This is a genomic window from Paucibacter hankyongi, assembly GCF_037482915.1.
In the GTDB taxonomy this organism is placed as follows: Bacteria; Pseudomonadota; Gammaproteobacteria; order Burkholderiales; family Burkholderiaceae_C; genus Paucibacter_A; species Paucibacter_A hankyongi.
The window spans coordinates 20,662-45,861 of sequence record NZ_JBBHJX010000024.1 but is presented as its reverse complement, the minus strand read 5'-3'; the positions used below and the strand labels follow the sequence as shown (position 1 = coordinate 45,861).

Below are 25,200 nucleotides of genomic sequence, written 5' to 3'. Positions count from 1 at the left end.
ATGCGAGCAGCGCAGGGAAGCCGGCACGCAGTGACGGCCCCCGAGCCATGAGCCAGGCGGCTGCCTGGGCTGCAGTGCCGGTCGCGCAAGTGCAAAGTTGGCGATGTGGCAACAATGGACGACAGAATGAAAAAGGGCGCCTCAGGCGCCCTTAGATGACGATGCCAGCCGGCCAATTACTTGGCGGGCACCTTGGTGGCTTGGTCGGCCAGGTTGGGCTTCAGATTCGGCTTGATGTTTGGCTTGCCTGCGGCTGTCGGGTAGGCCGACATCACGCGGGTTGGGTCGGCACTGGCCAGGAAGGCGCTGTACTGGGAGTCATTGCAGGCCACGGTCTTGCCGTTTTGCTTTTCGCCGCGGTACTCGCCCTTGCGATAGACGAATTGGTATTCGCTGGCAGCCACTGAGTTGACGTCGGCGGCGGCGCCCATCTTGGCGGCGCATTCGGCGCGCAAGGCGGTCACTTCAGGGCCGCCGGCCCACGAGGCTGCAGCCAAAGGAGCCAGGATCAGGGAAATCAGGATGCGCTTCATGGTGTTGAACCTCGTGTGTTGCAAAAATCCAGGGTAATCCCGGAGTTGTGTCGACGGCTGTGCGGGCCGTTTCGGTGCCTCCAGCTTAAAGCAGCCGGGGGCGCCTTGGCCAACCGCAAGTGCGGGGGGTATGCCCCCCTTTTCAGATCCTAAGTGTGAACAATCGCACGCCCTTGCGGGACTTCGTGCGGCCCGAATCAATCTTCCATTTCTTCACGGGCCATGGCAATGTCCAGGCATTCCATTGCGTCCATGGGCTCGCAGGCTGCCGCATCGGCATACAGCGCTTCGGCCTGCTTCATGCGCTTGTCGCCTTCCAGCATCACCAGACCATTGGCGCGTTCGATCATGGCGATGGCACAGCCGGGGTTCAGTTTCAGCGCTTGCTCGAACATCTTCAGGCCGGTGGCCGTGTCGGCCCCTTGGGTCTTGCCCAGCAGCTTGCCGACTTTGTCGATCACCTCGGCATGGAATGCGCCCAGCGCGATGTGGGCGTCGGCATGCTTGGGGGCCAACTCGATGGTGGTTTCCAGCGCATTCTTGACCTTGCTGCCCAGGCCTTGGGCCAGCGCCTTGGCCACGCTGATGCCCTGGCCATAACGGCCAATTGCATAGGCTTGCCAGTAGTAGGCATTCGGATTCTTGGGCTCCTCGGCCTGCAGGGCGGCGGCGCGTTCGGCCACCTCCAGGAACATCTCCAACTTGACCTTTTCTTTCTTCTCCAGGTAGTTGGCGTAGATGGCCTGGGCTTTGTTGGCCACGGTCACACCGGCGTTGCCTGCGGCGAGGCCGGCCTCATAGGCCTTTTGGAAGTCACCCGCATGGAAGTGAATCCAGGCTTCCACCACGGCCGCGTCCTTGGGCCAGGGCTCGGCGTCGCCGGCGTGCAGGCGGGCCCAGTTTTTCTTCAGACTGGCGGCGTTGTATTGAAATGCGGCGTTGTCGTGCGGGAAGGCGGTCCATTTGGCCATTGCGGTGTCTCCTTCAGGTTTGATACTTGTTGGCAAGCGCGAACAGATGTTCCTTCGATTCCGGCTCCAGATAGGGCAGCAGCAAGCTCAGTACATGGAAAGCGCCGCGCATCAATGCGGCATTGGCCTGCTCGGGCTCCAGCGCATTGCGTGGGTCGCGTACATATTCGTAGCTGAGCCAATAGCTGAGCAACACCACCATGGCGTTGGCGGTGGGGGCGGCTTCGCGGGCCTCCATCTGCAGGCCGCCGCCATGTTGCAAGCCTGCCAGCACATTGCGCATGGCCAGGCTTTTCTGGTTCAACACGTTTTGAAAGTGCATTTCCAGGCGCCGGTTCTTTGACAGCAGGTCGTTCAGGTCGCGGTACAGGAAGCGATGTTTCCAAATCAGCTCGTACAGCATGTGGAAGAACAACCAAGCGTCTTCCACATGACGGACATTCTCTGCGGCGCCCAGCAACTCGCAAAGCTCGCGCTCATAGCGGTTGAACAGCGAGTTGATCAACTCGTCTTTGGCCGGGTAGTGGTAGTACAGATTGCCGGGGCTGATGCCGAGCTCGGCCGAGATCAGCGTGGTGGATACATTCGGCTCGCCAAAGCGATTGAACAGGTCCAGCGTGACTTCGAGGATGCGTTCGGCTGTTCGGCGTGGCGGTTTCTTGGTGGCCATGTGGGGCTTGTCTCCTACTGTCTTGATTCTGGCATCAAGCTTGCTCAGTTCCCTAGGGATTTGGCTCCATAGATCAGCGGCCGGGGCGGATAGAGACCCTGGCGCAGCGTGTTTGTATCGCTGTTCCTACAATCGGCGCATGCAATCTCCTGTCCTCCCGGCTGCCGGCGCCTTGCCGGCCATTTCTTTTCAGAACGTCAGCAAGACTTATCGCGGGGGCCAGGTCCGGGCCTTGGACGGGGTCTCTTTTGACATTCAACAGGGCGAATTCTTCGGCCTGCTGGGCCCCAACGGCGCCGGCAAGACCAGCCTGATTTCCATTTTGGCCGGCCTGGCGCAGGCCAGCGGTGGGCAGGTGAAGGTGCTGGGCCACGACGTGGTGAAGGACTTCGCCGCGGCCCGAACGGCCTTGGGCATCGTGCCGCAGGAGCTGGTGTTCGACCCCTTCTTCAATGTGCGCGAGGCGCTGCGCTTTCAAAGTGGCTACTTCGGTGTTCGCAACAACGAGGCCTGGATCGACGAATTGCTGGAGAACTTGGGCCTGGCCGACAAGGCGAGCGCCAATATGCGCCAGCTGTCCGGCGGCATGAAACGGCGTGTGCTGGTGGCTCAGGCCTTGGTGCACCGGCCGCCGGTGATCGTGCTGGACGAGCCGACCGCCGGGGTTGACGTCGAGTTGCGCCAGACGCTGTGGCAATTCATCGCGCGCCTGAATCGCGAGGGTCACACGGTGCTCTTGACCACCCATTACCTGGAAGAGGCCGAAGCCTTGTGTGGTCGCATCGCCATGCTCAAGCAGGGGAGGGTGGTTGCGCTGGAGCGGACGTCCGAGCTGCTGAAGGGCCGGGCCTCGACGATGTTGCGCTTCAAGACTGACGCGCAGTTGCCGGCCCCCTTGTTGGACCGTTCCCGGGTGACCGGCCGCATCGTGCAGATCAAGGCCCACGATGCTGCTGAGGTGGAAGGCATTCTCACCACGCTGCGCGCCGCCAACTGCCCGGTGGAAGATTTGGAGATTGGGCGCGCCGATCTGGAGGATGTGTTCCTCGAAATCATGCAAAAAGAAGAGCCAATGAACTCCGTGAAAGGGGCTGCCTGATGAGCGCCGTTTTGTTGAAGGGCGCCAGCACCCTGTTTTACAAAGAAGTGCTGCGTTTCTGGAAGGTTAGCTTTCAGACCGTGGCCGCGCCGGTGCTGACCGCCGTGCTGTATTTGCTGGTCTTCGGCCATGTGTTGGAAGACCATGTGAAGGTCTACGGCAGCGTTGGCTACACCAGCTTTTTGATTCCCGGCCTGGTGATGATGAGCGTGTTGCAAAACGCCTTTGCCAACTCTTCCAGCAGCCTGATCCAGAGTAAGGTGACCGGCAATCTAGTTTTTCTGTTGGTGACGCCACTGTCGCACTGGGCCTGGTTTGTGGCCTATGTGGGCGCAGCCGTAGTGCGCGGCTTGGCGGTGGGCCTGGGTGTGTTGACGGTGACCTTCTGGTTCGCCCCGCCGGGCCTCAGTCAGCCGCTGTGGATCGTGGCCTTTGCGCTGCTGGGTGCCGCGATGATGGGGACGCTGGGCTTGATTGCCGGCTTGTGGGCCGAAAAGTTTGACCAATTGGCGGGCTTCCAGAACTTCATCATCATGCCGATGACGTTCCTTTCGGGCGTGTTCTATTCGGTCGGCTCGCTGCCTGCGTTCTGGCAGGGCGTCAGCCATCTGAACCCATTTTTCTACATGATCGACGGCTTCCGCCACGGTTTTTTCGGCGTCAGCGATGTGTCGCCCTGGATCAGTTTGGGCGTGGTCGGTGCCAGTTTTTGCGTGGTGGCCACGATCGCATTGGAGCTGCTGCGCCGCGGCTACAAGATCCGCAGCTGACCGTACTTCGAACCTCACAAACTAGAATCACCGCACTATGGCCGACCCTACACCCGCTGAAGTTCAGCAATACATTGCCTCCGGGCTGACCTGTGAAACCCTGCAAGTTGAGGGCGACGGGCGACATTTTTTCGCCACCATTGTTTCGGTGGAATTTGAAGGCTTGAGCCGGGTACGCCGCCATCAGCGGGTCTACCAGGCGCTGGGCGAGCGCATGCGCGAGCAGATCCATGCCTTGTCGATGAAGACGCTCACGCCCGCCGAATGGGCCACAGACCCGACGCCACAAGCCTCGGCGCATTGAGCGAGCCAGACCTTCTTCGCAGCAAGAACTGACCCCCTGTGCAGCCTAGGCTGCGCAGTCCAACCTCGCGAGTGCCCTGTTGATGATTACCTTAGCCCTGTCCAAAGGCCGCATCTTTGAAGAAACCCTGCCCCTGCTGAAAGCGGCGGGCATCGAGGTGCTGGAAGATCCGGAAACCTCGCGCAAGCTGATTCTGGGCACCAACAGCCCGGATGTGCGGGTGGTGCTGGTGCGAGCTAGCGATGTGCCTACCTATGTACAGCAGGGCGGGGCTGACCTCGGTGTGGTGGGGCGCGATGTCTTGATCGAACATGGTGTGGACGGCATGTACCAACCGCTGGACCTGAATATCGCGCGCTGCCGCATGAGCGTGGCGGTGCGCGACGACTTCGATTACGCCGCCGCGGTGAAGCAAGGCTCGCGCATCCGCGTCGCCACCAAGTACACCGAGATTGCCCGCCAGCACTTTGCCGACAAAGGCGTGCACGTGGACCTGATCAAGCTCTATGGCTCGATGGAATTGGCGCCGCTGACCGGCTTGGCCGATGCCATCGTGGACCTGGTGTCGACCGGCAACACGCTGCGAGCCAATCACCTCGTTGAGGTGGAGCACATCATGGAAATCTCATCGCGCCTGGTGGTCAACCAGGCGGCCTTGAAGCTCAAACGTGAGCCGCTGCGTCGCATGATCGACGCCTTTGCTTCCGCCATCAAAGCCTGAAGAAACCGATTGCTGCCATGAACCTGCGCCAACTCAGCACCGCCTCCGCCGACTTCGAAACCGAGTTCCAGCGTGTGCTGCATTGGTCGGCCGAGACCGACGCGGCCATTGAAGGTCGCGTTGCCGAGATCCTGGCCGATGTGAAGGCGCGGGGCGATGTGGCCGTGTTGGAGTACACGCAGCGCTTTGATCATTTGAGCGCCGCCAGCGTGACCGATTTGGAGCTGACGCGCGAAGAATTGAAGGCCGCGTTTGAGGCCATCACCCCTGCCCAGCGTTCGGCCCTGGAGGCCGCTGCCGCCCGGGTGCGCAGTTACCATGAGCGCCAGAAAGAGGCTTGCGGCTTGAGCTGGAGCTACCGAGACGAAGACGGCACGCTCTTGGGCCAAAAGGTCACGCCGCTGGACCGTGTCGGCATTTATGTGCCCGGTGGCAAGGCGGCCTATCCCAGCTCGGTGCTGATGAATGCCATCCCCGCCCAGGTGGCCGGTGTGCCCGAGATCATCATGGTGGTGCCCACGCCCAAGGGCGAGAAGAACCCCTTGGTGTTGGCGGCGGCCTATGTGGCCGGCGTGCACCGGGCTTTCACATTGGGCGGTGCGCAAGCTGTCGCGGCCCTGGCTTACGGTACGGCCACCGTGCCCCGGGTGGACAAGATCACCGGCCCGGGCAATGCTTATGTGGCCAGCGCCAAAAAGCATGTGTTCGGTCAGGTCGGTATCGACATGATCGCCGGCCCCAGTGAAATTTTGGTCCTGGCCGATGGCACAACGCCGCCGGACTGGGTGGCCATGGATCTGTTCAGCCAAGCCGAACACGACGAGTTGGCGCAAAGCATCTTGCTGAGTCCCGACGCCGAGTATCTGGCTCTGGTGCGCGCCTCGATCGAGCGCCTGCTGCCAGAGATGCCGCGCAAGGATGTGATTCGTGCCTCACTGGAAGGGCGCGGTGCGCTGATCCTTACCCGCTCGATGGAAGAGGCCTGCGAGATTTCCAATCGCATTGCGCCTGAGCACCTGGAAGTGTCCAGCGAGCAGCCGCAGAAGTGGGAACCCTTGCTGCGCCACGCCGGCGCGATTTTCTTGGGCGCCTACACCAGCGAAAGTCTGGGCGACTACTGCGCCGGACCCAATCACGTGCTGCCGACCTCGGGGACGGCGCGCTTCTCCTCACCGCTGGGCGTGTACGACTTCCAAAAGCGCAGCAGCCTGATCGAAGTCAGCGAAGCCGGGGCGCAAAAGCTGGGCCCGATTGCAGCCGAGCTGGCCTATGGCGAAGGCCTGCAAGGCCATGCCCGCGCTGCGGAAATGCGCCTCAAGCGCTGAGCGAGTTGCGGCGTTTGACCGGAAGCCTAATGCAATGAAAGCGCAGCAGTCCAGTCCCAGCCTCTTGTATGGACGCAGGGCGTTTGCGCTGCTGACGCGCCAAGGCCGGCGCGAAGGGGTTCGTTGACATGGCACTAAGCCGGCGCGTTATTGTTCCGGCTCTGTTGCTGTCTGCTGCCGATTGGGCGCTTGGCGCTGAGTCATCGCCCACATCAGCCTCTGCATCAGCACCCGGGCTGAGCCCGCCGCTGCGGGTCTTCTACCCCAAGCCGATGCGGGATGTCGACCAGAGCACTTGGTTCCCTCTGCAGTTGCTCAAGCTCGCCTTGGAGGCTTCCGGGGCGAAGATTGAATTGCAGGCATCACGTGATGTGATGGTGCAAAGCCGCTCGCTGAAGGAGTTAGAACGCAATCAAGACGAGCTGCATATCGCCTGGTCGATGACCAGCGTGCAGCGCGAGCAGAGCTTGCTACCCATCCGCATTCCCATCTTCAAGGGCTTGTATGGCTGGCGTTTGTTGCTGATTCGACAGGGGCAGCAAGCAGCCTGGCGCGGCGTGCGGAGCTTGGCGGACCTGAGTAGTTTCAGCCTGATTCAAGGCCATGATTGGCCCGATACCGAAATCTTGCGGGCCAACGGTTTGCAGGTCGGCACGGCCCCGACTTTTGCGTCCTTGTTCAGTATGTTGAAGGCGGGGCGTGCGCAAGGCTTCCCTCGTTCGGTGCTTGAGATCGCTTGGGAGCAGGCCAGTCAAAGTCAGCACTTCGCCATCGAGCAGGACCTGGTGCTGCATTATCCCACCGCGGTCTATTTCTTTGTGCGCCCGAGCGACCATCGCCTGGCGAGCCTGGTGGAGTTGGGCTTGAACCGACTGTTGGCGCAGGGCGTGTTCGACCGTTTGTTCACCAAAGCCCATGAGCCGGCAATTCGGGCTGCCGCCCTGCGCAAGCGCCATGTGATCGAGTTGCACAACCCTTTGTTGCCCGAGCAGACGCCCTTGCAGCGACAGGAGTTGTGGCGCCTGCCCTGAAATACTCGCCTTGAACTGACACGAAGTTCGTGTGGCACGAACTTCGTGTAAACTGGCCATGTGAAAAACGTCACCGTCACCATGGAAGACAGCGTCGCCGAATGGGCCCGATTGGAGGCCGCGCGGCGCAATACCAGCGTCTCGCGCTTGGTCGGCGAAATGCTGGCCGAAAAGATGCGCCATGACGACGCCTATGAGCGAGCCTTGCAGGATTGGGTGCACCGTGAGCGCACTTGGGTTTCCAGCGGCCAGCCTTACCCGCAGCGCGGCGAGGAGGTTAAGTGAGCGAACCGCGCGACCTGGTCTTCGTCGATACCTCGGTCCTGATCCTCAGTGAAGATGGGGCCGATGAAGCGGCCCGTGAACAGGCCATGGCTTGGTTGCGTGAGTTATGGGTGCGCCGCAGTGGCCGAGTCTCGACCCAGGTGCTGAACGATTTTTACCGCTGGGTCACCACCCGCATTCAGCCCGCCATGCCCAATGGCGATGCCCGCGCCGAAGTGCGCCGCTATCAACGCTGGCAGCCTTGGGCGATTGACCACGCCACGGTGGAGAGCGCCTGGTCCATCGAGAGCCGCTTTGGCCTGCCTTATGCCGACGCCCTGATCGTCGCCGCCGCCAAGGCGCAAGGCTGCGCCTGGCTCTTGAGCCTCGATCTGGCGCATGAAGCGGTGTTTGACAGCGTCACCATCCTCAACCCCAAGCTGTGTGGAACGGAGCGTTTGAGCGCATGAAGACCGCCGACCTGAATCAAGCCCTGAGCTGCATTCGCGACGATGTGCGCGCCATGCATGCTTACCCGGTTGCTGCGAGCGCTGGCATGGTCAAGCTGGATGTGATGGAGAACCCCTTCCGCCTGTCCTCTGAACTTCAGGCCCAGCTGGGCTCGCGCTTGGGCACCGTGGCGATCAATCGTTATCCCGCCGAACGAACCCAAGACCTGGCCCGTGCCTTGGCCGCTCACGCAGGCATGCCTGCTGGCTGCGCCATCACTCTGGGCAATGGCTCGGATGAGCTGATCACCATGCTCAGCATGGCCATCAGCCGTCCGGGTGCCAAGGTGCTGTCGCCGTTGCCCAGCTTTGTGATGTACGAGCTGTCTTCGCGTTATCAAAATCTTGAATTTGTCGGCGTACCTTTGCGGGCCGAGGACTTTGAACTCGATCTGCCGGCCATGTTGGCCGCCATTGCGCTTCACCAGCCGGCCTTGGTGTATTTGTCCTACCCGAACAACCCGACGGGTAATTTATGGGACATGGCCGCCATTGAGCAGATCATTGAAGCCGCGCCCGGCTTGGTGGTGATGGATGAGGCTTATCAGCCCTTCGCAGCTTCGGACTCGATGGCGCTGCTGTCAAAGTACCCGCATGTGCTGGTGATGCGCACCATGAGCAAGTTTGGCCTGGCCGGCGTGCGGATCGGCTACCTGATCGGCCAAGCGGCCTTGATCGCCGAGATTGACAAGCTGCGCCCGCCTTTCAATATTGGCGTCTTGAACGCCGAGGCCGGCCTGTTTGCGCTGGAGCATGCCGAGGTCTACGCGCAGCAGGCCACCGAGTTGCGCGCCCAGCGGGGTCGGGTCTTTGCGGCCTTGCAAGCACTGCCCGGCGTGCAGGTCTTTCCCAGCCAGGGCAATATGTTGCTGGTTCGGGTGGCGGATGCGGCGCAGACCTTTGCCGGCATGAAGACGCGCGGCGTGCTGATCAAGAATTCATCGGCCGCCCATCCCTTGCTGGCCAATTGCCTGCGTATCACCATCGGCACCGCTGAAGAAAACACGGCCATGCTGGCCGCACTCAAGGAAGCGCTGGGCCGCCCCGAGCTTCCTTGCTCCCCCTCCGGGGGGGGGGCGCCGGAAGGCGACCTTGGGGGTCAACTAGAGGAATCATTGTCATGAGCGAAAGTCAGCGCATTGCGCAAGTCACCCGCAACACCAAAGAAACGCAGATCACCGTGCGCGTCAATCTGGACGGCAGCGGTGAAGCCAAGCTGAACACCGGCATTGGATTCTTCGACCATATGCTGGACCAGATCGCTCGCCACGGCTTGATCGATCTTGACATTGACGCCAAAGGCGATCTGCACATCGACGGCCACCATACGGTGGAAGACGTGGGCATCACGCTAGGCCTGGCGGTGGCGCAGGCAGTGGGCGACAAAAAAGGCCTGACCCGCTATGGCCACAGCTATGTGCCCTTGGACGAAGCGCTGTCCCGCGTGGTCATCGATTTCTCGGGCCGCCCAGGCTTGGAGATGGATGTGAAGTTCACCTCCGGCGCGATCGGTGCGTTTGACACGCAGCTGGCCTATGAGTTCTTCCAGGGCTTTTCCAACCATGCCCTGGTCTCGCTGCACATAGACAATTTGAAGGGCCATAACGCCCATCATCAGTGTGAGACCATCTTCAAGGCCTTTGGCCGGGCGCTGCGCATGGCGATGACGCTGGACCCGCGTTCGGCCGGCGTGATTCCTTCCACCAAGGGCAGTCTTTGATATGAACAAGACGGTGGCCGTCGTCGACTACGGCATGGGCAATCTGCGCTCGGTCTCGCAGGCGGTGCTGCATGTGGCGCAGGACTCAGGGCTGGATGTGGTCATCACCGCCAATCCCGACGAGGTCTATGCCGCCGAGCGGGTGGTCTTGCCAGGGCAGGGCGCCATGCGCGACTGCATGCGCGAGCTGCGCGACTCCGGCCTGCAAGATGCCGTGCTGCACGCCGCCGCCAACAAGCCCTTGATGGGCGTCTGCGTCGGCATGCAAATGCTCTTGGACCACAGCGAAGAGCAAGACACGCCGGGCCTGGGGCTGATCCCGGGGCGGGTGAAACGCTTCCAATTGGAAGGTCAAATCCAGCCCGACGGCAGCCGCTACAAAGTCCCGCAAATGGGCTGGAACCGTGTCAAACAGACTTTGACGCACCCGGTCTGGGCGGGCGTGCCGGATGAGAGCTACTTCTACTTCGTGCACAGCTTCTATGCGGCGCCGTTAGATGCGCGCCACAGTGCCGGTGAAACCGATTACGGCCTGCGCTTTACCTGCGCCTTGGCTAGGGATAACATTTTCGCCACCCAGTTCCACCCCGAGAAAAGTGCTGCCTTCGGTCTCGCCCTGTATCGCAACTTCCTGCATTGGAAGCCTTGATGAAACCCGCCCGGGTTTCGGCGCTGAGGCCCCGCAGAACTCACCACTTGAAACTCGGCCCCGCTTTTTTCTCCCTCTCCTTCCACCTCCTTCTTTCTAACCCACCCTCTCGGCCATGCTGCTGATCCCCGCTATCGACCTGAAAGACGGTCGCTGTGTTCGCCTGAAGCAAGGCGATATGAATGACTCCACCACCTTCGGCGAAGACCCGGCTGCCATGGCCCGGCGCTGGATCGATGCTGGCGCGCGGCGTCTGCATTTGGTGGATCTGAACGGTGCCTTTGCCGGCAAGCCGGTGAATGAGGGCGCCATCAAGGCGATCCTGCGCGAGGTGAATGGCGAGATTCCGGTGCAGCTCGGCGGCGGCATTCGTGACCTGGACACCATCGAGCGCTATTTGGACGCCGGCCTGTCCTACATCATCATCGGCACCGCTGCGGTGAAGAACCCTGGCTTCTTGCAAGACGCGGCCACCGCCTTTGGTGGCCATATCATCGTCGGCTTGGACGCCAAAGACGGCAAGGTCGCCACCGATGGCTGGAGCAAGCTGACCGGCCATGAGGTGGTCGATCTGGCGCGCAAGTTCGAGGGCTACGGCATCGAAGGCGTGATCTACACCGACATCGGCCGCGACGGCATGCTCAGCGGCATCAATATCGAAGCGACGGTCAAGCTGGCGCAGGCGCTGAGCATTCCGGTGATTGCTTCCGGCGGCCTGTCGAATATGGCGGACATTGAAGCCTTGTGTGCCGTCGAAGACGAAGGCGTGGAGGGCGTGATCTGCGGCCGCGCCATCTACACCGGTGACCTGGACCTGACGGCCGCTCAGGCACGTGCTGACGAGCTTTCTTTGGGCTGAGCCGCCTCGACCCTTGGCTCAACAAGGTCGTGCCCGGCACGACCTTTTTTGTTTTAACGCGAGAGTGCTATTCCCATGCTGGCCAAACGCATCATCCCTTGCCTGGACGTGACCGGCGGTCGCGTCGTCAAGGGCGTCAACTTCACCGAGCTGCGCGATGCCGGCGACCCGGTGGAGATCGCCGCGCGCTACAACGAGCAGGGCGCCGACGAGCTGACCTTTCTGGACATCACCGCCACCAGCGATGGGCGCGATTTGATTCTGCACATCATCGAAGCGGTGGCCTCGCAGGTCTTCATCCCACTGACGGTGGGCGGCGGCGTGCGTGAAGTGGCCGATGTGCGGCGGCTCTTGAATGCCGGCGCCGATAAGGTGTCCTTCAACTCCGCGGCGATTGCTAACCCTCAAGTGATACGGGATGCGTCCGACAAGTACGGCGCACAGTGCATCGTCGTCGCCATCGATGCCAAGCGCAGGCAAGGTGAGGATCTCGCGGCACGTGGCCCCGGCTGGGATATCTACAGCCACGGCGGCCGCAAGAATGTCGGCCTGGACGCGGTGGCCTGGGCGCGCCAGATGGCCGAGTACGGCGCCGGCGAAATCCTGCTCACCAGCATGGACCGGGATGGCACCCGCAGCGGCTTCGATCTGGAGCTGACCCGCGCTGTCAGCGATGCGGTGCCGGTGCCGGTGATTGCCTCCGGCGGCGTCGGTTCGCTTGAAGATCTGGCCGATGGCGTGCAGATCGGTGGCGCCGATGCGGTGCTGGCTGCCAGCATTTTTCACTACGGCCACCACACCGTCGCCGAGGCCAAGGCCTTGATGGCCGCGCGCGGCATTCCGGTGCGGGTCTGAGCATGAATCGACCCCGCTCCAGCGGCGCCGCCAAGGCCATCGCCGCTCAAACTCAAAAAGCAGCCGGCGGCCCCCGCATGGCCGCCCGCGAGGTGCGCATCATCGGCGGGCAATGGAAACGCTCCAAACTGCCGGTGGCCGACAAGCCGGGTCTGCGCCCCACGCCCGACCGAGTGCGCGAGACCTTGTTCAACTGGCTGGGCCAAGACCTGGATGGCTGGCGTGTGCTGGACGCTTTTGCAGGCAGCGGCGCCCTGGGCTTTGAGGCTGCCTCGCGTGGCGCGACCGAGGTCTTGCTGTTGGAGCGAGACGCCGATTTGGCCCGCAGTCTGAACAGCAGCCGCGAACGCCTGAAGGCCGCCAATCTGCGCGTGGAATGCAGCGATGCGCTGAGTTGGATGGGTCGCTCGGCGCCGGCCCGTTTTGAGTTGATCCTGCTGGATCCGCCGTTTCAGCAAGACTTGTTCTTGCCGGCCTTGCGCGCAGCGGCGCCGCTGTTGGCACCCGGCGGCTTTGTGTACCTGGAAGCAGCAGAAGTGATCGTGCCGCCGCCAGAACTGGGCTTGGAAGCCTGGCGCTCTGGGCGAGCGGGAGCGGTGCACTTTCAGCTCTTACGCAAGAGCGCATGAGCAGGCTTGCCTCTTGGGGTCAGGGTAGCTTGCCGAGCTGAGTGATCTTGTCGTCAAGGCAAGAGCCTTGACTGCATCGTGCCCAGTGCGGGTATTCACACGGGCTCCCTGAATATGCACAGACGGCCCGATCCTGACTTTCGCACATCACTCCCGTTTGCCGACCTTCGATCACCTGGCTCAAGCCCCGCTGACAGATGCATAGCGGTGACTCAAGCCTGTCGGCCCTGTAACCAGGCCCTGGGCGATAGACCCACCGACTGAACAAAGGCTCGGGAGAACGACGCTGCACTGGCATAGCCCAGCTTTTCGCTCGCCAGCTTGACCGAGCTTCCCGCCAGCAGCATCGATTGCGCAAGCGACACCCTCCACCGAAGCAGGTAGTCGGCCGGGGTGATGCCGACCTGAAGCTTGAACTCGGCTGCAAAGGCACTGCGTGACATGCCTGCAGCCTTGGCCATGGGCTCGAGTGCCCATGCAGCCCCGGGGTTCTCGTGCACCGCCGTCAGTGCGCGGGCCAACTTGGGATGAGCCAGGCCGGAGAGGACCCCCTCGGTGATACCGGCGTCGCCGGGGTGATCCAACAGCCAGCGCAAGATCTGCAGGAGCAGCACCTCGAACAAGCGATCGGCCAGCAAACGATGTCCGCAGCGCACACGTTCGGTCTCGTCGAACAGTAGGGCCAGTGTGTGTTCGATGCCGTCTACTGCGTGCAAAGGCAGCACGAGAACCGGAGGTAACGCAGCCACCACGGGATGCCGGACACCGCCTTCGAAGTCCAAGGTCGCGCAGACGAAATCAGACCCTTCCGTTGGCGCATTGTGGAACTGGTGCTCCAGAGGACGAGGGTAGAGCAGCAGGGTCGGCTCGGTGACCTTGATCTTGCGTGGCGCGCCACTGCGCAGTCGGTGCGTCACCACCATCTCGCCCCGGCGCAACACATGCAGAAAGCCGCGTCCCTCTTGGGCGTCGAAGTGCGTGACGCCGCACAGGGGCCCGGCATGAAACAGGTGTGCACGCACCCGAAAGCGTTCGAGCAGCCCGGAGAGCCGGTCCACGGGCTCCGCTGAAGTTGAAGGCATGGCTGTTTCAGACTGGACGAAATGGATGTTTTGATGGACGTTATGCGGCGAATCATATAGCCGTTGACGAAACACTCTCGTCCAGCGCACAGGCACACCGGTGCCGCGCCAACCCCAAGCATCAGGAGAAGTCATGAAACACAACTCGCTCATCGCCGCTGCAATGGCGGCCCTGCTGGCTGTTGCCGCGGCCCCGACCGCCAACGCGCAATCGACGTCCGCCATCCCCGGCTACACCATGGGTCAGAAGGCGCTGGCCAAGGCGCCGTTCACCTTGGCCGATCTGGAGTCGCTGAAGAAGACACTGCTGTTCACCGACGAGGACATTCGCTACCTGCGCATGAGCAAGGTGATCCTGGCCGACCAACACGAGGCCATCCTCGATGTTTGGTACGGCTTCGTCGCATCAACGCCCGAGTTGGTCGTGTATTTCAAGAACAACAAGACCGGCGTTCCGGACGGTGCTTACTTAGGGTCCGTGCGCAAGCGCTTCGGCCAATGGATCGTCGACACGGCCGACGCCAACTACGACCAGGCCTGGCTCGACTATCAATACGAAATCGGCCTGCGCCACACCACGCCGAAGAAGAACAAGACCGACAAGGCCGACAGCGTACCGCTCGTCAACTTCCGTTACCTGTCTGCCTTGACGATCCCCGTCACGACCACGCTCAAGCCCTTCCTGGCGAAGAAGGGCGCCTCGGCTGCCGACGTCGAGAAGATGCACGCAGCATGGGTCAAGTCCGTGCTGCTGCAGTCCATCCTGTGGAGCTATCCGTACATCAAGGACGGACAGTTCTAAGTCTTCGAAACCGATCCGTCCCGGCATCCATTGTTGATCCCCACCCTAATTTGAAGGAAGCACCATGAACCGAGTCCCCCTCGTCGACCGCAAAGCCACCACCGCCGACCGCAAGGCCTTGCTCGACTCCATCCACAGCGCTTTTGGCGCTACGCCCAACATGTTCCGGACCGTCGCCAATTCACCTGCCGCGCTGAAGAGTATGTGGTCGTCCTTCGGCGCCTTGGGCGCTGGTGTGATTGCGCCCAAGCTCGGCGAACAGATCGCCGTGGCCGTCGCCGATCGCAACGCCTGTAACTACTGCCTTGCGGCCCATACCGCCCTGGGCCGCAAGGCCGGTGCCAGCGCCGAAGAGATGCACCACGCCCAATCGGGTGAGTCGGCCGATGCGAAGACGCAGGCCGCGCTGAGTTTCGCGCTCAAGCTCGTCAATGACCGCGGCCAGGTGGGCGGTTCCGACGTGCAGGCGCTGCGCACGGTTGGGTTCGGTGACGAAGAGATCGTCGAGATCCTGGCTCACGTGGCATTGAACCTGTTCACCAACTACGTCAATGTCGCATTCGCTGTACCGGTCGACTTTCCGGCCGTCAAACTGCGCCGCGCCGCCTGAATCCGCTTCGTAGAGCAATCGCCGTCTGCCCGGTGCGGCATCGCGCCGGGCCCTTCCTGCTTTGGAGTTGAAATGACCATCAGCGACCTCACAACCCCGCCCCTGCAGACCAGTCTGTGGTTCAACGCGCCGCAACCGGTGACGCTGGATGGCCTGCGCGGACGCGTCGTGGTACTTCACGCCTTCCAGATGTTGTGCCCGGGCTGTGTGTCGCATGGCCTGCCGCAGGCCTTGCGCATCCACCGATTGCTTTCGCCGGATCAGGTCGCGGTGATCGGCCTGCACACTGTCTTCGAGCACCACGATGTGATGGGGCCCGAGGCGCTACGCGTGTTCCTGCACGAGTACCAGATCCCGTTCCCCGTCGGTGTCGACCGGCCCGATCCTGGAGCTTGTGTGCCGATGACGATGCAGGACTATGGGCTGCGCGGAACGCCCAGCGTCTTGGTCTTTGACAGGGCCGGCCGCGTTCGTCTGAATCACTTCGGTCAGATCGACGACCTGCAACTGGGCGCGCTCCTCGGCCAGTTGCTGGCCGAAGCTCCTGCTCAGCCCGCGGTTGATGCAGGCGAAAGGGCAATCAATCAGACCGATGCCTCAGTCTGTGCGGACGGTGCTTGCGCCGTGTAGGCAAGACCATGCGCCGCGTCGCCATGCGCTGTGTGGCCTTCGAGGATCTGGACCCGTTCGGGGCCGGTGCTGAGACGCCGAGGCTTCGAGCCCCCCGTCAACTTCAGACAACTGCGAGAGTCGTCCGTTCTGCAGCGCCTCGAACTGCAGGAACGCGCTGCCACCAATCTGCTGAACGAGTGGCGGGGCGTTGTCGATTTGGTCGACCGCATTGCCTAGCCGCAAGTGCCCGCTATGGGTCGCAACTTGCCAACATAGCTTTGGCGCTGAGTTTCGCCAATGGGCACGGAGCCGCCGGCATCGACTGGTTCGCCAAGCAGGGATAATCGAGGCATCTCCTCCACCTGGATTCCCGCGTGACCTCCGCCACCGCTCCTTCCGCCGCGCTGACCGCTGTTTACCCCGGCACCTTTGACCCGATGACGCTTGGGCATGAAGACCTGATGCGCCGTGCCAGCCGTTTGTTTGGGCGGCTGATCATTGCTGTGGCCGCTGGCCATCACAAAAAAACCATGTTCAGCATCGCCGAGCGCTTGGAGATGGCGCGTGAGTTGGCGGTCAAATACCCGAATGTGGAAGTGCTGCCGTTTGAAGGCCTGCTGCGTAATTTTGTGGCCGAGCATCAGGGCACGGTGCTGGTGCGCGGGCTGCGCGCCGTCAGCGATTTTGAGTATGAGTTCCAGATGGCCGGCATGAACCGTCAGTTGATGCCTGAGGCCGAGACTGTTTTTCTGACGCCTTCGGACCAGTACCAGTTCATCTCCAGCACCTTTGTGCGCGAGATTGCCACCTTGGGCGGTGATGTTTCCAAGTTCGTGTCACCCTTGGTGCTGGAGCGCTTGAAGCAGCGCTTGCAAGCGAAAAGCTGAGGGGACTGACATGGCTCTGATGATTACGGACACGGGTAAGGGGAATTCGCAAGGCATGCTTTGCGCCCTTGCGCGCGGGCTGCGCTTTCAAGCGCTGCCCGTATTCGTCGGTTTGGAGGAGAGTGCGCAATGGCGCTGATGATCACCGACGAATGCATCAACTGCGATGTCTGCGAACCCGAATGCCCCAACGAGGCGATCTCCATGGGCGAGGAGTTCTACCAGATCGACCACAACAAGTGCACGGAATGCGTGGGCCACTTCGATGAGCCGCAGTGCGTGCAGCTCTGCCCAGTCGCCTGCATTCCGGTGAACCCGGCCCATGTGGAAGACAAAGAGACCTTGATGGGCAAGTATTTGCGCCTGACCCAGCTGGCCTGAGCGCCTCTGCCCCTCCAACGTCCAGCCCCAGTTCGATTTGGCGTCGATTGGATGCCTGTTTGCCGTCGTTCGTCTCAGTGAGTCTGGATCAGCCGCGGGTGCAGTTCTAGCATGTGCCCTGGCTCTTACTTAAGCACTGATGGGACAGCACATGTCGTTCTTGAATCGGATCATCTCTTTGCCGCGCTTAGGCCCGGACTTGTTGCGCTTGGTTTTGTGCGCCATCGTCTTTGTCCACGGAATGTACCGTTATGACGAGGGCAGTTTGCCCATCATGGGCAAACTCCTTGAGTTGAGCGGCTTTCCCAAGGGCAGTGGCTATGCCTTGGCCTGCGTTGTGAATCTGGTCGAAACCTTTGGCGCGGTGTTCTTGGCCCTGCGCATCATGGCTTGGCCCTTATGCGGCGCCTTCTCGGTGATTTACTTCACCGGAATCATCATCTTCCATCGTGAAGCCGGTTTTTTTGTGGTCGGCCCCGGCTCTGACGGCTGGGAGTACAGCGCGCTGCTGATCACCTGTTTTGTGGCCGTGGCTTGGGAGAATCGGTCCAGCCGGTATTGGCCTCTGGGTCGAACTCTGAGCCGAACCCAAGAGGCGTAGGCCTTCAGCCTCAGAGCTTCTTGCAGATGCCCAGCATTGCGCGAGCTTCGTCGGGCGTGGCCACGGGGCGGTCGAGTTGCTGGGCGATCAAGGCCATGCGCTCGACCAGTTGCGCATTGCTGCGGGCCAATTCGCCCTTGCGGAAGTAGACGTTGTCTTCAAAGCCGACGCGCACATGGCCGCCCAGCACAATGGCCAAGGCGCCCAGGGGCAATTGAGCCGCGCCGATGCCGGCCACCGTCCAACTGCTGCCTGCAGGCAATTGCGACCGCAGATACATCAGCGCTTCGGGCGTGCCCGCCATGCCGCCCGGAATGCCCAAGACGAAGTCGAAGTGCAGCGGGCCTTGGACGATGCCTTTTTTGAGCCAGCGCAGCGTGGTCGTCAGCATGCCGCTGTCGAAGATTTCGAACTCGGGCTTGACGCCGTGCTCCTGCATTGCGGCGGCAAAGACCCCCATATCGGCCGGATGGTTCATGAACACATCGCCGCCGAAATTGACCGTGCCCATCGACAAGGTGGCCATCTCAGGGTTCAGCGTCACCGGTGCCAGCCGCTCCTGCGGCGTCATGCCCACGGCGCCGCCAGTGGAGACCTGCACGATCACATCGCAGCGCTCGCGGGTTTTCTCAATGATCTGGCGATAGACCTCTTTGTCTTGCGTGGAGCTGCCATCGGCCAGCCGGCCATGCACATGAACGATGGCCGCGCCGGCCCGTGCACATTCGGCGGCAGCCTCGGCGATCTCCTCAGGCGTGATGGGCAGGGCCGGTTGCTGCTCGCGGGTGACTTCGGCGCCGGTCAGCGCGGCGGTGATGATCAGCTTGTCCATGGCATTAGGTGGCGCTAGGTGGCATTGGGTAGCTTAGGTCTTGCTGGCCGGGCCGCGCTGCAGGGCGACGGGCACCACGCAAGTGCCCGAGGCGCGGCAGACGACTATGGGTTCGGCCAGAACATCGGCGGCCGAAACCTGGCCGGGGATGTTGGCGGCGCTGATGACCTTGCGCGCCTCAAACACCATCTTGCGCGAGGACTTGCCGAGGCTGACGATGCTGCCGGTCGCCTCGATGTAGTCGCCGGCGAACACCGGGGCCAGGAACTCGACTTTGTCATAGGCCACGAACAGGCCTTCATCGCCATCGCTGCGGATCAGCAATTCGGTGGCCACATCGCCGAACAGATTCAGCATGCGCGAGCCATCAACCAGATTGCCGGCGTAATGGGCATCGTGTGCGCTCATGCGCAGGCGGATCAGGCTGGTGATTTCTTGTTCTTCTTTCATATCGCGTCCTAATCAGTTGGGGGCAGAGCTGGCCAGTTGCGCTGACTGCGGGTTGCCCCGCGAACCATCTCGTTTGATCCATTCATGAATGGCAAACGATGCCACATCCTCGGCATAGGTCTTGGTGCCAAAGCCGGCGTCATAGCCCAGCTCCTTGGCCAACTCATGGCTAATGCGCGGGCCGCCGACGATCAGGATCACCTGGTCGCGAAGGCCTTCGGCCTCCAGCAGGTCGCTCAGCTTGGTCAGGTTGTCGAGGTGGATGTTCTTCTGCGTCACCACTTGCGAGACCAAGATCACATCGGCCTTCTCTTCGATCACGCGGCTGACCAACTCCTCCGAGTCCACCTGCGCACCCATATTGATGGCGCGGATCTCGTGATAGCTTTCCAGCCCCTTGTGGCCGTTGTAGCCCTTCATATTCATGATGGCGTCGATGCCGACGGTGTGGGCATCGGTCTCGATGCAGGCGCCCACCACCACCATGCGGCGGCCCATCTTCTCGGCGATCAGGGCGTTGACGCCGTCCTTGTCCAAGACTTCGAAGTCCGGCTTGGCGACCTTCAACTTGCTCAGGTCGACCCGGTGCTTGCACTGGCCGTAAACCACGAAAAAGGAGAAGCCCGAGCCCATGGCTTCTGAGTGCACCACGGCGGGCTCTTCCAGGCCCATCTGCAGGGCCAGCATTTTGGCGCCTTCCTTGGCGGTCTCATCCAAGGGCACCGGCAAGGTGAAGGAGACCTGCACGCGGCCGTCGTCTAGCGTGTCGCCATAGGGCTTGACCCATTGGGCGGGGATCTGGTCGTGGGTCTCGGCGGGGGTGTTGTGTTGTTCGCTCATCTCACAGTCCTCCCTGCGCTTGTTGTGCTTGCTGGGCCTGCAATTGCTTGAGCTCCGGCATCATCAGTTGGGGGAAGGGGTTGAAGTAGTCGGGGGCTTTGGCGATCACGCCGTCCAGGCCTTTTCCGCCGGTGGGCGTGCGCGAGATCTCGGCGAAGGTGCCCTTGCTGATGGCGGAGGGCAAGCCAATTTTTTCGATCTCGGCCAGGATGGTTTCGGTCTCGGCCAACACCTCTTGAGCACGCGCTTCGATCTTGCCGCCGCGCTTGAACTCGATTTCCGAGCCCAGGTCTTTCATCGTGCCAAATACATACTTGGCGTTCTGGATCGCTAAGAAGCGGTCTTGAATAAAGGGCGTGTGGATGGCTTCGGTCATCATGCCCAAGAGGTGAATGTTCTGGTCGGTCATGCTGCTGACCATATTGAACAAGGCGTCTTGGATATGGCCTTTGAAGATATTGCCGGTCATGTGCTTGGTGGGCGGCATGTACTTCAGCGAGGCATCGGGGAAAACCTGGCGCACCAACTGCGCGTGTGCAATTTCCCAGAGGAAACCGTTCTCCAGCTCGGGGTTGATCTCGAACGCGTGGCCCAGGCCCATCTGGTCGGGCTTGAGGCCGGAGAGATAAGCGAACTGCTCGTTGATCAGCTGTGAGGCCAGCACCGTGTGGGCGGCCTCATAGGCATCGGCGGTGGTCAGGTAGTTGTCCTCGCCGGTGTTGATGATGATGCCGGCGTAGGCGTTGACCATGCGCGAGAAGAACTGGTCGATGAAGGTCCGCTTCATATTGATGTCGCGGAAGATGATGCCGTACATCGAATCGTTCAGCATCATGTCCAGTCGCTCCATCGCGCCCATGGCGGCGATCTCGGGCATGCACAGGCCGGAGCAGTAGTTCGTTAGCCGGATGTAGCGGTTCAGCTTCTTGCCCACCTCGTCCAGCGCCTTGCGCATCAGGCGGAAGTTCTCTTGCGTGGCATAGGTGCCGCCAAAACCTTCGGTGGTGGCGCCATAAGGCACATAGTCCAAGAGGCTTTGGCCGGTGGAGCGGATCACCGCAATGATGTCGGCGCCTTGTTCGGCGGCGGCGCAGGCCTGCGTCACGTCTTCATAGATATTGCCGGTGGCCACAATCAGGTAGAGCCAAGGGGTCTTGGCCTCGCCGACGGTTTTGATCTCTTCGGCGCGGTAGTGGCGGTGTGCAGCGATGTGCTCGCACATGGTCTTGGCATGCGCCTCGGCGGCGCGGCGGGCGGCTTCGCCGTCCTTGGGTAGCTTGAGCACCAGCGAGCCCTTGGACACGGCCTCGGCGACCTGCTGGGCCGTCAAGCCCTGCTCGAGCATGGCACCGGCCACCACCCACGCGGCGCCGTGTTGCAGCAGGTTTTGCTCCTGCAAATGGCTGACCACCCGGTTGGGCAGTGGCACATAGTTTTCGTCCACCCCGTCCACGCCGAGCAGGCGCAGCGTGGCGCGCTCCACCGTGCTGGTGGTGAACTGGCTCATCTCGTCAAAGACGCTGCGCGCGATGCGTCGCGCCGATTCGCGGGCGCGATCGATCTGACTCGCGTCAAGTTGCAGTTGCGACATCGTGGATGACTCCTGTTTGTTCGATTTGTTGTGTGTGTTCTGACGCGGCCTGTTGTTCTTCAAGCACCACATCGCAGACTTGGTAGCCGGCAAAGGCCTGGCCGGCTTCGCGGAGGAACTCGGCGCTGTCGAAGCTGCCGCCCATCGGCGAGAACGGGTTCAGCGTCAGGCCCAAGATGCGAATGCTGCGATAGCCAAACAGCTGCGCGCCTTGCTTGGCCAAGGCCTGCACATCGAGCGCGTCGATGAAGAGCTTGGTGCCGTCGGCCACCACGATATTGAGGCCCGAGCGCAGCACCGCCAAGCTGGCGATGGCCTTCCACAGCTGTCGGCCGACCGCGCCGCTGACGGCGATGGTGGCCACATCGCGGTCGGCGTGCGCCATCAGCACCGAGGCCGCGTTCAGGCTGGCGATCTCGGCGCGGTAGAGCAGCTGACCGCTGCCGTCCCAGAGCGCCACGCCGCCCTGCGCGAACACGTCTTGGACGCGCGCGCCAATCTCGGCCGGCACACGCGCAATGCCGAGAATGGCCAGGCGGTCGCGGGTCTTGCGGCTCACATCTTGTATGCCGCCGCCGATGGCCGCGCCGGTGGCCAGGATCACGCCGTCGGCAATCGCCGGTGAGGCGTGGTGGCTGCGGCCGAGCGCACCGTCCAGCACGACCAACTCGCAGCCGGCTTGTTTGAGGCGATGGATGATTCTGAGCTGATCGCTGCTGCGCGAGGCGCCGGCGATCTCCATCTCGCCGTACTCCAAGGCTTTGACGATAACGATCTCGCCCATCGGCGAATCAATGCCGCTGCCGCCCAGCAGCTTGAATTTCAGCTTCGAGCGCACCAAGGTGTCGCGTGCCGTCGCCACCAGGCTGCCGGGCCAAATCAATACCGGCGGCTTGGGGAAGAGAAAGACCTGATCGCGGTCCTCGCCGTCGCGTCCGATCGAGGTCACGCCGACCGGCACCTGCGCCGCGTGGGCCTGCGCCAGCACATGGTTCAAGGCCACCGTCTTGCCGGTGTTCTTGGCCATGCCCATCACGGCCAGCGTGTCGATGCCGGCTTGGCGGATGCTCTTCCAGAGCGCCGAGGGCGAACGATCGTTTGCTTTCATGGCCCAGATCTCAGACGTAGAGCTCTTCGAACAGCTGGCGCAGGCGCGGGCTTTCGCGCAAGAGCGCCAGTGAGAACGCTGCGTGGTCGCGCGCATAGCCGTTGCCCACAATCATCTCGATGTCCTTACCGACGCCCTCGGCGCCGAGCGCGGCGGCGGTGAAGCTGGTGGCCATCGAGAAGAAGTAGATCTTGCCGCCGTCACGGGTGGCCAGGATGCTGCCCATCTCGGTGTTCTGGATGTTGACGCAGTTGATCACCACATCGGCCATGCGCCCGCCGGTGACGCCGCTAACGGCTTCCATCAGCGCTACGGCATCGGTCGCGTCAACCTGCAAGGCATGGTCAACCCAGCCGAGTTCGCGCATGCGCTCGCAGTCCTTGGCAAAGGGCGAGACGCCGATCACGCACCCGGCCGGTCCAACGCGCTTTTTCGCCTCGTAGACACACAGCGTGCCCGACTTGCCGCCGCCACCGATCACCACCACCGTGTTGCCGGCCTGCACCAGGCGGGCGGTCTGTGCGGGCGCGCCGGCCACGTCGAGGATGGCCAGGGCCACGTTCTCGGGGATGTCGGCGGGCAGCTTGGCGTAGAGGCCGGTCTCGAACAAGACAGCACGGCCTTCGATCTCGATCTGGTCCTTCTCGACATGGATTTTCTTGACCGCATCGATGCGCAAGGGGGTCAAGGACAAGGAGACCAGCGTGGCGATCTTGTCGCCGACCTTCAGGTCGATCTTGCCGGCCAGCGCCGAGCCGATCTGCAGCACGGTGCCGATCAGCATGCCGCCGGAGCCGGTGACCGGGTTGTGCATCTTGCCGCGCTGCTCGACGATGCCGCGCACGGCGGCTTCGATGCGAGCCGGGTCGCTGCCGGCCTCTTTTTTGATTTGCGTGAAGCTAGCCGAATCGATGTTCAGCGCGGCCACGTCGATCAGGATTTCGTTGTCAAAGATCTCCATCGAATTGGAAATCTTCCATGCGCCTTGCGGCAGCACGCCCTGGGGTTCAAGCACGCGGTGGATGCCGTAGGGAGAGCCGGGGTTCGTCATCATCTGAGGTCCGTGATGGGTTCTGGATGGCCGCAAAGCGTCGGCAGCCTCTGTGGATTTCGAGGCTGTCGACGCTTTGCAGTATTTCACTGCTGGGCCGCGGATGGTGCTTGTTTGCGTCTGCCGTCAGCGCCAAATTGCAGCACTGATGGGCAAGCGCTCAATTGCTGCGCGTCGGCAGGCTGTAGTTCTGCCCCAGGCCCGGCATATCGACCGTCTTGCCGGCGTAGTTGCGGCATTTGACCGTGGTGCCGCTACCGTCCGGCAACTCTTCTTCGCGCACATAGCTGGGGATGATGGGCAGCTTGCCCAAGCCGCCCAGGCCGTCGACGATAAAGGTGGGCACGGCCGGGCCGCTGATCCAGCCGCGCAGGCCTTCGTAGAGCTCGATCATGCGCTGATGCGGCACGATGAAGTGGTGGGCGCCCTCGACCATATCGGTCGAGTAGACATAGTAGGGGCGCACACCCATTTCGATGCTTTGCAGGAACAGCTCGCGCATCACCTCGACGTCGTCGTTGACGCCCTTCAGGCAAACGGTTTGCAGGCCCATCATGATGCCGGCCTTCTGGATCATCTTGACCCGCTCACGCAGCAGCGGGGTGATTTCCTTCGGGTGGTTGATGTGGATATTGATCATCTGCACGCGGTGCTTTTCCAGCACGGCGCAGAGCTCGGGCGTGATGCGGGTTGGCAACTGCACCACCATGCGCGAGCCCATGCGCAAGAAGCGCACATGCGGGGCGCGGCGGCGCAACTCGCCCAGGATGTAGTCCAGGCGCTCATCGGTGAAGGTCAGCGGGTCGCCGCCGGACAGCAGCACGTCTTGAATCTGGGTGTTGCCGGCGATGTAGTCAATGGAGGCTTCGATCTCGTCCTTGTGCACCGAGCCGGCCGGCTGCGAGACCATGCGCTTGCGGGTGCAGAAGCGGCAGAGCGTGGCGCAGGTGTTGGAGACCAGGAACAGCACGCGGCGCGGGTAGCGGTGCACGATGCTGGTGCCGGGGATGGTGTCACCTTCCTCGCCGAGTTGGTCCAGCATGGTGGCAAAGCCGGGCTTGGTTTGCTCGTGGTGGCTGGGCAGGTATTGCAGGCGGATCGGGCAGGCCGGATCGTCCTTGTCCATCAGCTGGGCCATATAGGGCGTCAGGGCCACGGCGAACTTGCTGTAGACGGTTTCGTCGACGTTTTCGACCCCGTTCAAGACGCCATTCAGTTCCGAGTGATGGGTGTAGCGGCGCGCGAATTGCTTTTGCCAAGACTCGGCACGTGGGTCATAAGCATCCAGCTCCGCGCGGGTCAGTAGCTTCTGTGTGGAGGCGGGGGGCGTGACAGTCACACCAGCGTTGACCGACTGAACTTCAATGACTTTTTGCAGCATGGTATGTCTCCTCGTGTCGCCTAGGCCTTGCAGCGGCCATGGGTATTGCTGAAATTCTAGAAA

At 62.1% G+C, this 25,200-nt stretch carries 31 protein-coding genes; 20 read left to right on the top strand and 11 right to left on the bottom strand.

From position 1 onward, the window contains the following. Positions 1-176: 176 nt before the first annotated feature. The 3 genes from WG899_RS21305 to WG899_RS21295 all read right to left on the bottom strand — a co-directional run bounded on the left by WG899_RS21305 (position 177) and on the right by WG899_RS21295 (position 2,174). Positions 177-533 carry a hypothetical protein gene (locus WG899_RS21305; protein ID WP_339597673.1) on the bottom strand — a complete coding sequence of 119 codons (357 nt, stop codon included), beginning with the start codon at positions 531-533 and terminating at the stop codon, positions 177-179. A gap of 197 nt (positions 534-730) precedes the next feature. Next, positions 731-1,504 (bottom strand): tetratricopeptide repeat protein, encoded by a 774-nt coding sequence (locus WG899_RS21300; protein WP_339597672.1) that lies wholly within the window; start codon positions 1,502-1,504, stop codon positions 731-733. 13 nt (positions 1,505-1,517) lie between these two features. Further along, positions 1,518-2,174 (bottom strand): TetR/AcrR family transcriptional regulator, encoded by a 657-nt coding sequence (locus WG899_RS21295; protein WP_339597671.1) that lies wholly within the window; start codon positions 2,172-2,174, stop codon positions 1,518-1,520. A 172-nt stretch (positions 2,175-2,346) separates the two neighbouring features. Between WG899_RS21295 and WG899_RS21290 the strand changes: the two genes are divergently transcribed. From WG899_RS21290 to rsmD, 14 genes are all read left to right on the top strand, one after another. Next, on the top strand, positions 2,347-3,273 hold the full coding sequence (locus tag WG899_RS21290; RefSeq protein WP_339597676.1) for an ABC transporter ATP-binding protein: 927 nt from the start codon (positions 2,347-2,349) through the stop codon (positions 3,271-3,273). After that, positions 3,273-4,043, top strand: coding sequence for an ABC transporter permease (locus tag WG899_RS21285; protein ID WP_339597670.1), 771 nt, complete (start codon positions 3,273-3,275; stop codon positions 4,041-4,043). The genes WG899_RS21290 and WG899_RS21285 overlap by 1 nt, the downstream gene beginning before the upstream one ends. A 37-nt stretch (positions 4,044-4,080) precedes the next feature. After that, complete coding sequence (locus WG899_RS21280; protein WP_339597669.1) at positions 4,081-4,347, top strand: BolA family protein; 267 nt, start codon at positions 4,081-4,083, stop codon at positions 4,345-4,347. A gap of 82 nt (positions 4,348-4,429) precedes the next feature. Continuing rightward, on the top strand, positions 4,430-5,068 hold the full coding sequence (gene hisG / locus WG899_RS21275) for an ATP phosphoribosyltransferase (protein WP_339597668.1): 639 nt from the start codon (positions 4,430-4,432) through the stop codon (positions 5,066-5,068). Between the two features lie 17 nt (positions 5,069-5,085). After that, complete coding sequence (gene hisD, locus WG899_RS21270; RefSeq protein WP_339597667.1) at positions 5,086-6,393, top strand: histidinol dehydrogenase; 1,308 nt, start codon at positions 5,086-5,088, stop codon at positions 6,391-6,393. Between the two features lie 272 nt (positions 6,394-6,665). Continuing rightward, positions 6,666-7,424 (top strand): transporter substrate-binding domain-containing protein, encoded by a 759-nt coding sequence (locus tag WG899_RS21265; RefSeq protein WP_339597666.1) that lies wholly within the window; start codon positions 6,666-6,668, stop codon positions 7,422-7,424. Positions 7,425-7,484: 60 nt separating this feature from the next. Then, complete coding sequence (locus WG899_RS21260) at positions 7,485-7,709, top strand: CopG family transcriptional regulator (protein WP_339597665.1); 225 nt, start codon at positions 7,485-7,487, stop codon at positions 7,707-7,709. After that, positions 7,706-8,158 (top strand): PIN domain-containing protein, encoded by a 453-nt coding sequence (locus WG899_RS21255; protein WP_339597664.1) that lies wholly within the window; start codon positions 7,706-7,708, stop codon positions 8,156-8,158. The genes WG899_RS21260 and WG899_RS21255 overlap by 4 nt, the downstream gene beginning before the upstream one ends. Continuing rightward, complete coding sequence (gene hisC, locus WG899_RS21250) at positions 8,155-9,321, top strand: histidinol-phosphate transaminase (RefSeq protein ID WP_339597663.1); 1,167 nt, start codon at positions 8,155-8,157, stop codon at positions 9,319-9,321. Before WG899_RS21255 ends, hisC begins: the two co-directional genes overlap by 4 nt. Then, on the top strand, positions 9,318-9,917 hold the full coding sequence (hisB, locus tag WG899_RS21245) for an imidazoleglycerol-phosphate dehydratase HisB (protein ID WP_339597662.1): 600 nt from the start codon (positions 9,318-9,320) through the stop codon (positions 9,915-9,917). Before hisC ends, hisB begins: the two co-directional genes overlap by 4 nt. Position 9,918: 1 nt before the next feature. After that, positions 9,919-10,566: an imidazole glycerol phosphate synthase subunit HisH gene (hisH, locus tag WG899_RS21240; RefSeq protein WP_339597661.1), complete on the top strand. Its 648-nt coding sequence runs from the start codon at positions 9,919-9,921 to the stop codon at positions 10,564-10,566. Positions 10,567-10,681: 115 nt separating this feature from the next. After that, on the top strand, positions 10,682-11,425 hold the full coding sequence (hisA, locus tag WG899_RS21235; protein WP_339597660.1) for a 1-(5-phosphoribosyl)-5-[(5-phosphoribosylamino)methylideneamino]imidazole-4-carboxamide isomerase: 744 nt from the start codon (positions 10,682-10,684) through the stop codon (positions 11,423-11,425). Positions 11,426-11,500: 75 nt separating this feature from the next. Then, a complete protein-coding gene (hisF, locus tag WG899_RS21230; RefSeq protein WP_339597659.1) occupies positions 11,501-12,280 on the top strand; it encodes an imidazole glycerol phosphate synthase subunit HisF in 780 nt (259 codons plus the stop codon). A 2-nt stretch (positions 12,281-12,282) separates the two neighbouring features. Then, on the top strand, positions 12,283-12,909 hold the full coding sequence (gene rsmD, locus WG899_RS21225; protein ID WP_444718885.1) for a 16S rRNA (guanine(966)-N(2))-methyltransferase RsmD: 627 nt from the start codon (positions 12,283-12,285) through the stop codon (positions 12,907-12,909). A 212-nt stretch (positions 12,910-13,121) separates the two neighbouring features. Here rsmD and WG899_RS21220 read toward each other — a convergent pair whose 3' ends face one another. Continuing rightward, a complete protein-coding gene (locus WG899_RS21220) occupies positions 13,122-13,991 on the bottom strand; it encodes an AraC family transcriptional regulator (RefSeq protein WP_339597658.1) in 870 nt (289 codons plus the stop codon). A gap of 133 nt (positions 13,992-14,124) precedes the next feature. Here WG899_RS21220 and WG899_RS21215 point away from each other — a divergent pair, with 133 nt between their 5' ends. The 6 genes from WG899_RS21215 (at position 14,125) to WG899_RS21190 (ending at position 17,884) form a co-directional block, all read left to right on the top strand. Next, a complete protein-coding gene (locus WG899_RS21215) occupies positions 14,125-14,793 on the top strand; it encodes a protoglobin domain-containing protein (RefSeq protein ID WP_339597657.1) in 669 nt (222 codons plus the stop codon). Positions 14,794-14,857: 64 nt separating this feature from the next. Beyond that, the gene (locus tag WG899_RS21210; RefSeq protein ID WP_339597656.1) at positions 14,858-15,403 is read left to right on the top strand and encodes a carboxymuconolactone decarboxylase family protein; all 546 of its coding nucleotides are present in this window, start codon (positions 14,858-14,860) and stop codon (positions 15,401-15,403) included. Between the two features lie 72 nt (positions 15,404-15,475). Then, positions 15,476-16,033, top strand: a complete 558-nt coding sequence (locus WG899_RS21205; RefSeq protein WP_339597655.1) for a TlpA disulfide reductase family protein — start codon at positions 15,476-15,478, stop codon at positions 16,031-16,033. A 356-nt stretch (positions 16,034-16,389) separates the two neighbouring features. After that, positions 16,390-16,902 carry a pantetheine-phosphate adenylyltransferase gene (coaD, locus tag WG899_RS21200; RefSeq protein ID WP_339597654.1) on the top strand — a complete coding sequence of 171 codons (513 nt, stop codon included), beginning with the start codon at positions 16,390-16,392 and terminating at the stop codon, positions 16,900-16,902. A gap of 129 nt (positions 16,903-17,031) precedes the next feature. Continuing rightward, complete coding sequence (locus WG899_RS21195) at positions 17,032-17,283, top strand: YfhL family 4Fe-4S dicluster ferredoxin (RefSeq protein WP_339597653.1); 252 nt, start codon at positions 17,032-17,034, stop codon at positions 17,281-17,283. A 151-nt stretch (positions 17,284-17,434) separates the two neighbouring features. Then, positions 17,435-17,884 (top strand): DoxX family protein, encoded by a 450-nt coding sequence (locus WG899_RS21190; RefSeq protein ID WP_339597652.1) that lies wholly within the window; start codon positions 17,435-17,437, stop codon positions 17,882-17,884. Positions 17,885-17,894: 10 nt separating this feature from the next. Here the strand turns inward: WG899_RS21190 and kce are convergent, their stop codons facing one another. From kce to WG899_RS21155, 7 genes are all read right to left on the bottom strand, one after another. Continuing rightward, positions 17,895-18,716 carry a 3-keto-5-aminohexanoate cleavage enzyme gene (kce, locus tag WG899_RS21185; RefSeq protein WP_339597651.1) on the bottom strand — a complete coding sequence of 274 codons (822 nt, stop codon included), beginning with the start codon at positions 18,714-18,716 and terminating at the stop codon, positions 17,895-17,897. Positions 18,717-18,749: 33 nt separating this feature from the next. Next, complete coding sequence (kal, locus tag WG899_RS21180) at positions 18,750-19,166, bottom strand: 3-aminobutyryl-CoA ammonia lyase (protein ID WP_339597650.1); 417 nt, start codon at positions 19,164-19,166, stop codon at positions 18,750-18,752. Positions 19,167-19,178: 12 nt separating this feature from the next. Next, positions 19,179-20,006 carry a lysine 5,6-aminomutase subunit beta gene (gene kamE, locus WG899_RS21175; RefSeq protein WP_339597649.1) on the bottom strand — a complete coding sequence of 276 codons (828 nt, stop codon included), beginning with the start codon at positions 20,004-20,006 and terminating at the stop codon, positions 19,179-19,181. Position 20,007: 1 nt separating this feature from the next. Beyond that, positions 20,008-21,597, bottom strand: a complete 1,590-nt coding sequence (gene kamD / locus WG899_RS21170) for a lysine 5,6-aminomutase subunit alpha (protein WP_339597648.1) — start codon at positions 21,595-21,597, stop codon at positions 20,008-20,010. Then, the gene (gene kamB / locus WG899_RS21165; protein WP_339597647.1) at positions 21,578-22,705 is read right to left on the bottom strand and encodes a lysine 5,6-aminomutase reactivase subunit KamB; all 1,128 of its coding nucleotides are present in this window, start codon (positions 22,703-22,705) and stop codon (positions 21,578-21,580) included. Before kamB ends, kamD begins: the two co-directional genes overlap by 20 nt. A 10-nt stretch (positions 22,706-22,715) precedes the next feature. Further along, positions 22,716-23,759 carry an L-erythro-3,5-diaminohexanoate dehydrogenase gene (kdd, locus tag WG899_RS21160; RefSeq protein WP_339597646.1) on the bottom strand — a complete coding sequence of 348 codons (1,044 nt, stop codon included), beginning with the start codon at positions 23,757-23,759 and terminating at the stop codon, positions 22,716-22,718. Between the two features lie 157 nt (positions 23,760-23,916). Next, a complete protein-coding gene (locus WG899_RS21155; RefSeq protein ID WP_339597645.1) occupies positions 23,917-25,137 on the bottom strand; it encodes a KamA family radical SAM protein in 1,221 nt (406 codons plus the stop codon). Between the last annotated feature and the right edge of the window lie 63 nt (positions 25,138-25,200).

Bases quoted from the DNA above. Each gene is read 5' to 3' on its own strand.
- WG899_RS21305 (WP_339597673.1), bottom strand. From the start codon at position 533: ATGAAGCGCATCCTGATTTCCCTGATCCTGGCTCCTTTGGCTGCAGCC.
- WG899_RS21300 (WP_339597672.1), bottom strand. From the start codon at position 1,504: ATGGCCAAATGGACCGCCTTCCCGCACGACAACGCCGCATTTCAATAC.
- WG899_RS21295 (WP_339597671.1), bottom strand. From the start codon at position 2,174: ATGGCCACCAAGAAACCGCCACGCCGAACAGCCGAACGCATCCTCGAA.
- WG899_RS21285 (WP_339597670.1), top strand. From the start codon at position 3,273: ATGAGCGCCGTTTTGTTGAAGGGCGCCAGCACCCTGTTTTACAAAGAA.
- WG899_RS21280 (WP_339597669.1), top strand. From the start codon at position 4,081: ATGGCCGACCCTACACCCGCTGAAGTTCAGCAATACATTGCCTCCGGG.
- hisG (WP_339597668.1), top strand. From the start codon at position 4,430: ATGATTACCTTAGCCCTGTCCAAAGGCCGCATCTTTGAAGAAACCCTG.
- hisD (WP_339597667.1), top strand. From the start codon at position 5,086: ATGAACCTGCGCCAACTCAGCACCGCCTCCGCCGACTTCGAAACCGAG.
- WG899_RS21265 (WP_339597666.1), top strand. From the start codon at position 6,666: ATGCGGGATGTCGACCAGAGCACTTGGTTCCCTCTGCAGTTGCTCAAG.
- hisC (WP_339597663.1), top strand. From the start codon at position 8,155: ATGAAGACCGCCGACCTGAATCAAGCCCTGAGCTGCATTCGCGACGAT.
- hisB (WP_339597662.1), top strand. From the start codon at position 9,318: ATGAGCGAAAGTCAGCGCATTGCGCAAGTCACCCGCAACACCAAAGAA.
- hisH (WP_339597661.1), top strand. From the start codon at position 9,919: ATGAACAAGACGGTGGCCGTCGTCGACTACGGCATGGGCAATCTGCGC.
- hisA (WP_339597660.1), top strand. From the start codon at position 10,682: ATGCTGCTGATCCCCGCTATCGACCTGAAAGACGGTCGCTGTGTTCGC.
- hisF (WP_339597659.1), top strand. From the start codon at position 11,501: ATGCTGGCCAAACGCATCATCCCTTGCCTGGACGTGACCGGCGGTCGC.
- rsmD (WP_444718885.1), top strand. From the start codon at position 12,283: ATGAATCGACCCCGCTCCAGCGGCGCCGCCAAGGCCATCGCCGCTCAA.
- WG899_RS21220 (WP_339597658.1), bottom strand. From the start codon at position 13,991: ATGCCTTCAACTTCAGCGGAGCCCGTGGACCGGCTCTCCGGGCTGCTC.
- WG899_RS21215 (WP_339597657.1), top strand. From the start codon at position 14,125: ATGAAACACAACTCGCTCATCGCCGCTGCAATGGCGGCCCTGCTGGCT.
- WG899_RS21210 (WP_339597656.1), top strand. From the start codon at position 14,858: ATGAACCGAGTCCCCCTCGTCGACCGCAAAGCCACCACCGCCGACCGC.
- WG899_RS21205 (WP_339597655.1), top strand. From the start codon at position 15,476: ATGACCATCAGCGACCTCACAACCCCGCCCCTGCAGACCAGTCTGTGG.
- WG899_RS21195 (WP_339597653.1), top strand. From the start codon at position 17,032: ATGGCGCTGATGATCACCGACGAATGCATCAACTGCGATGTCTGCGAA.
- WG899_RS21190 (WP_339597652.1), top strand. From the start codon at position 17,435: ATGTCGTTCTTGAATCGGATCATCTCTTTGCCGCGCTTAGGCCCGGAC.
- kce (WP_339597651.1), bottom strand. From the start codon at position 18,716: ATGGACAAGCTGATCATCACCGCCGCGCTGACCGGCGCCGAAGTCACC.
- kal (WP_339597650.1), bottom strand. From the start codon at position 19,166: ATGAAAGAAGAACAAGAAATCACCAGCCTGATCCGCCTGCGCATGAGC.
- kamE (WP_339597649.1), bottom strand. From the start codon at position 20,006: ATGAGCGAACAACACAACACCCCCGCCGAGACCCACGACCAGATCCCC.
- kamD (WP_339597648.1), bottom strand. From the start codon at position 21,597: ATGTCGCAACTGCAACTTGACGCGAGTCAGATCGATCGCGCCCGCGAA.
- kamB (WP_339597647.1), bottom strand. From the start codon at position 22,705: ATGAAAGCAAACGATCGTTCGCCCTCGGCGCTCTGGAAGAGCATCCGC.
- kdd (WP_339597646.1), bottom strand. From the start codon at position 23,759: ATGATGACGAACCCCGGCTCTCCCTACGGCATCCACCGCGTGCTTGAA.
- WG899_RS21155 (WP_339597645.1), bottom strand. From the start codon at position 25,137: ATGCTGCAAAAAGTCATTGAAGTTCAGTCGGTCAACGCTGGTGTGACT.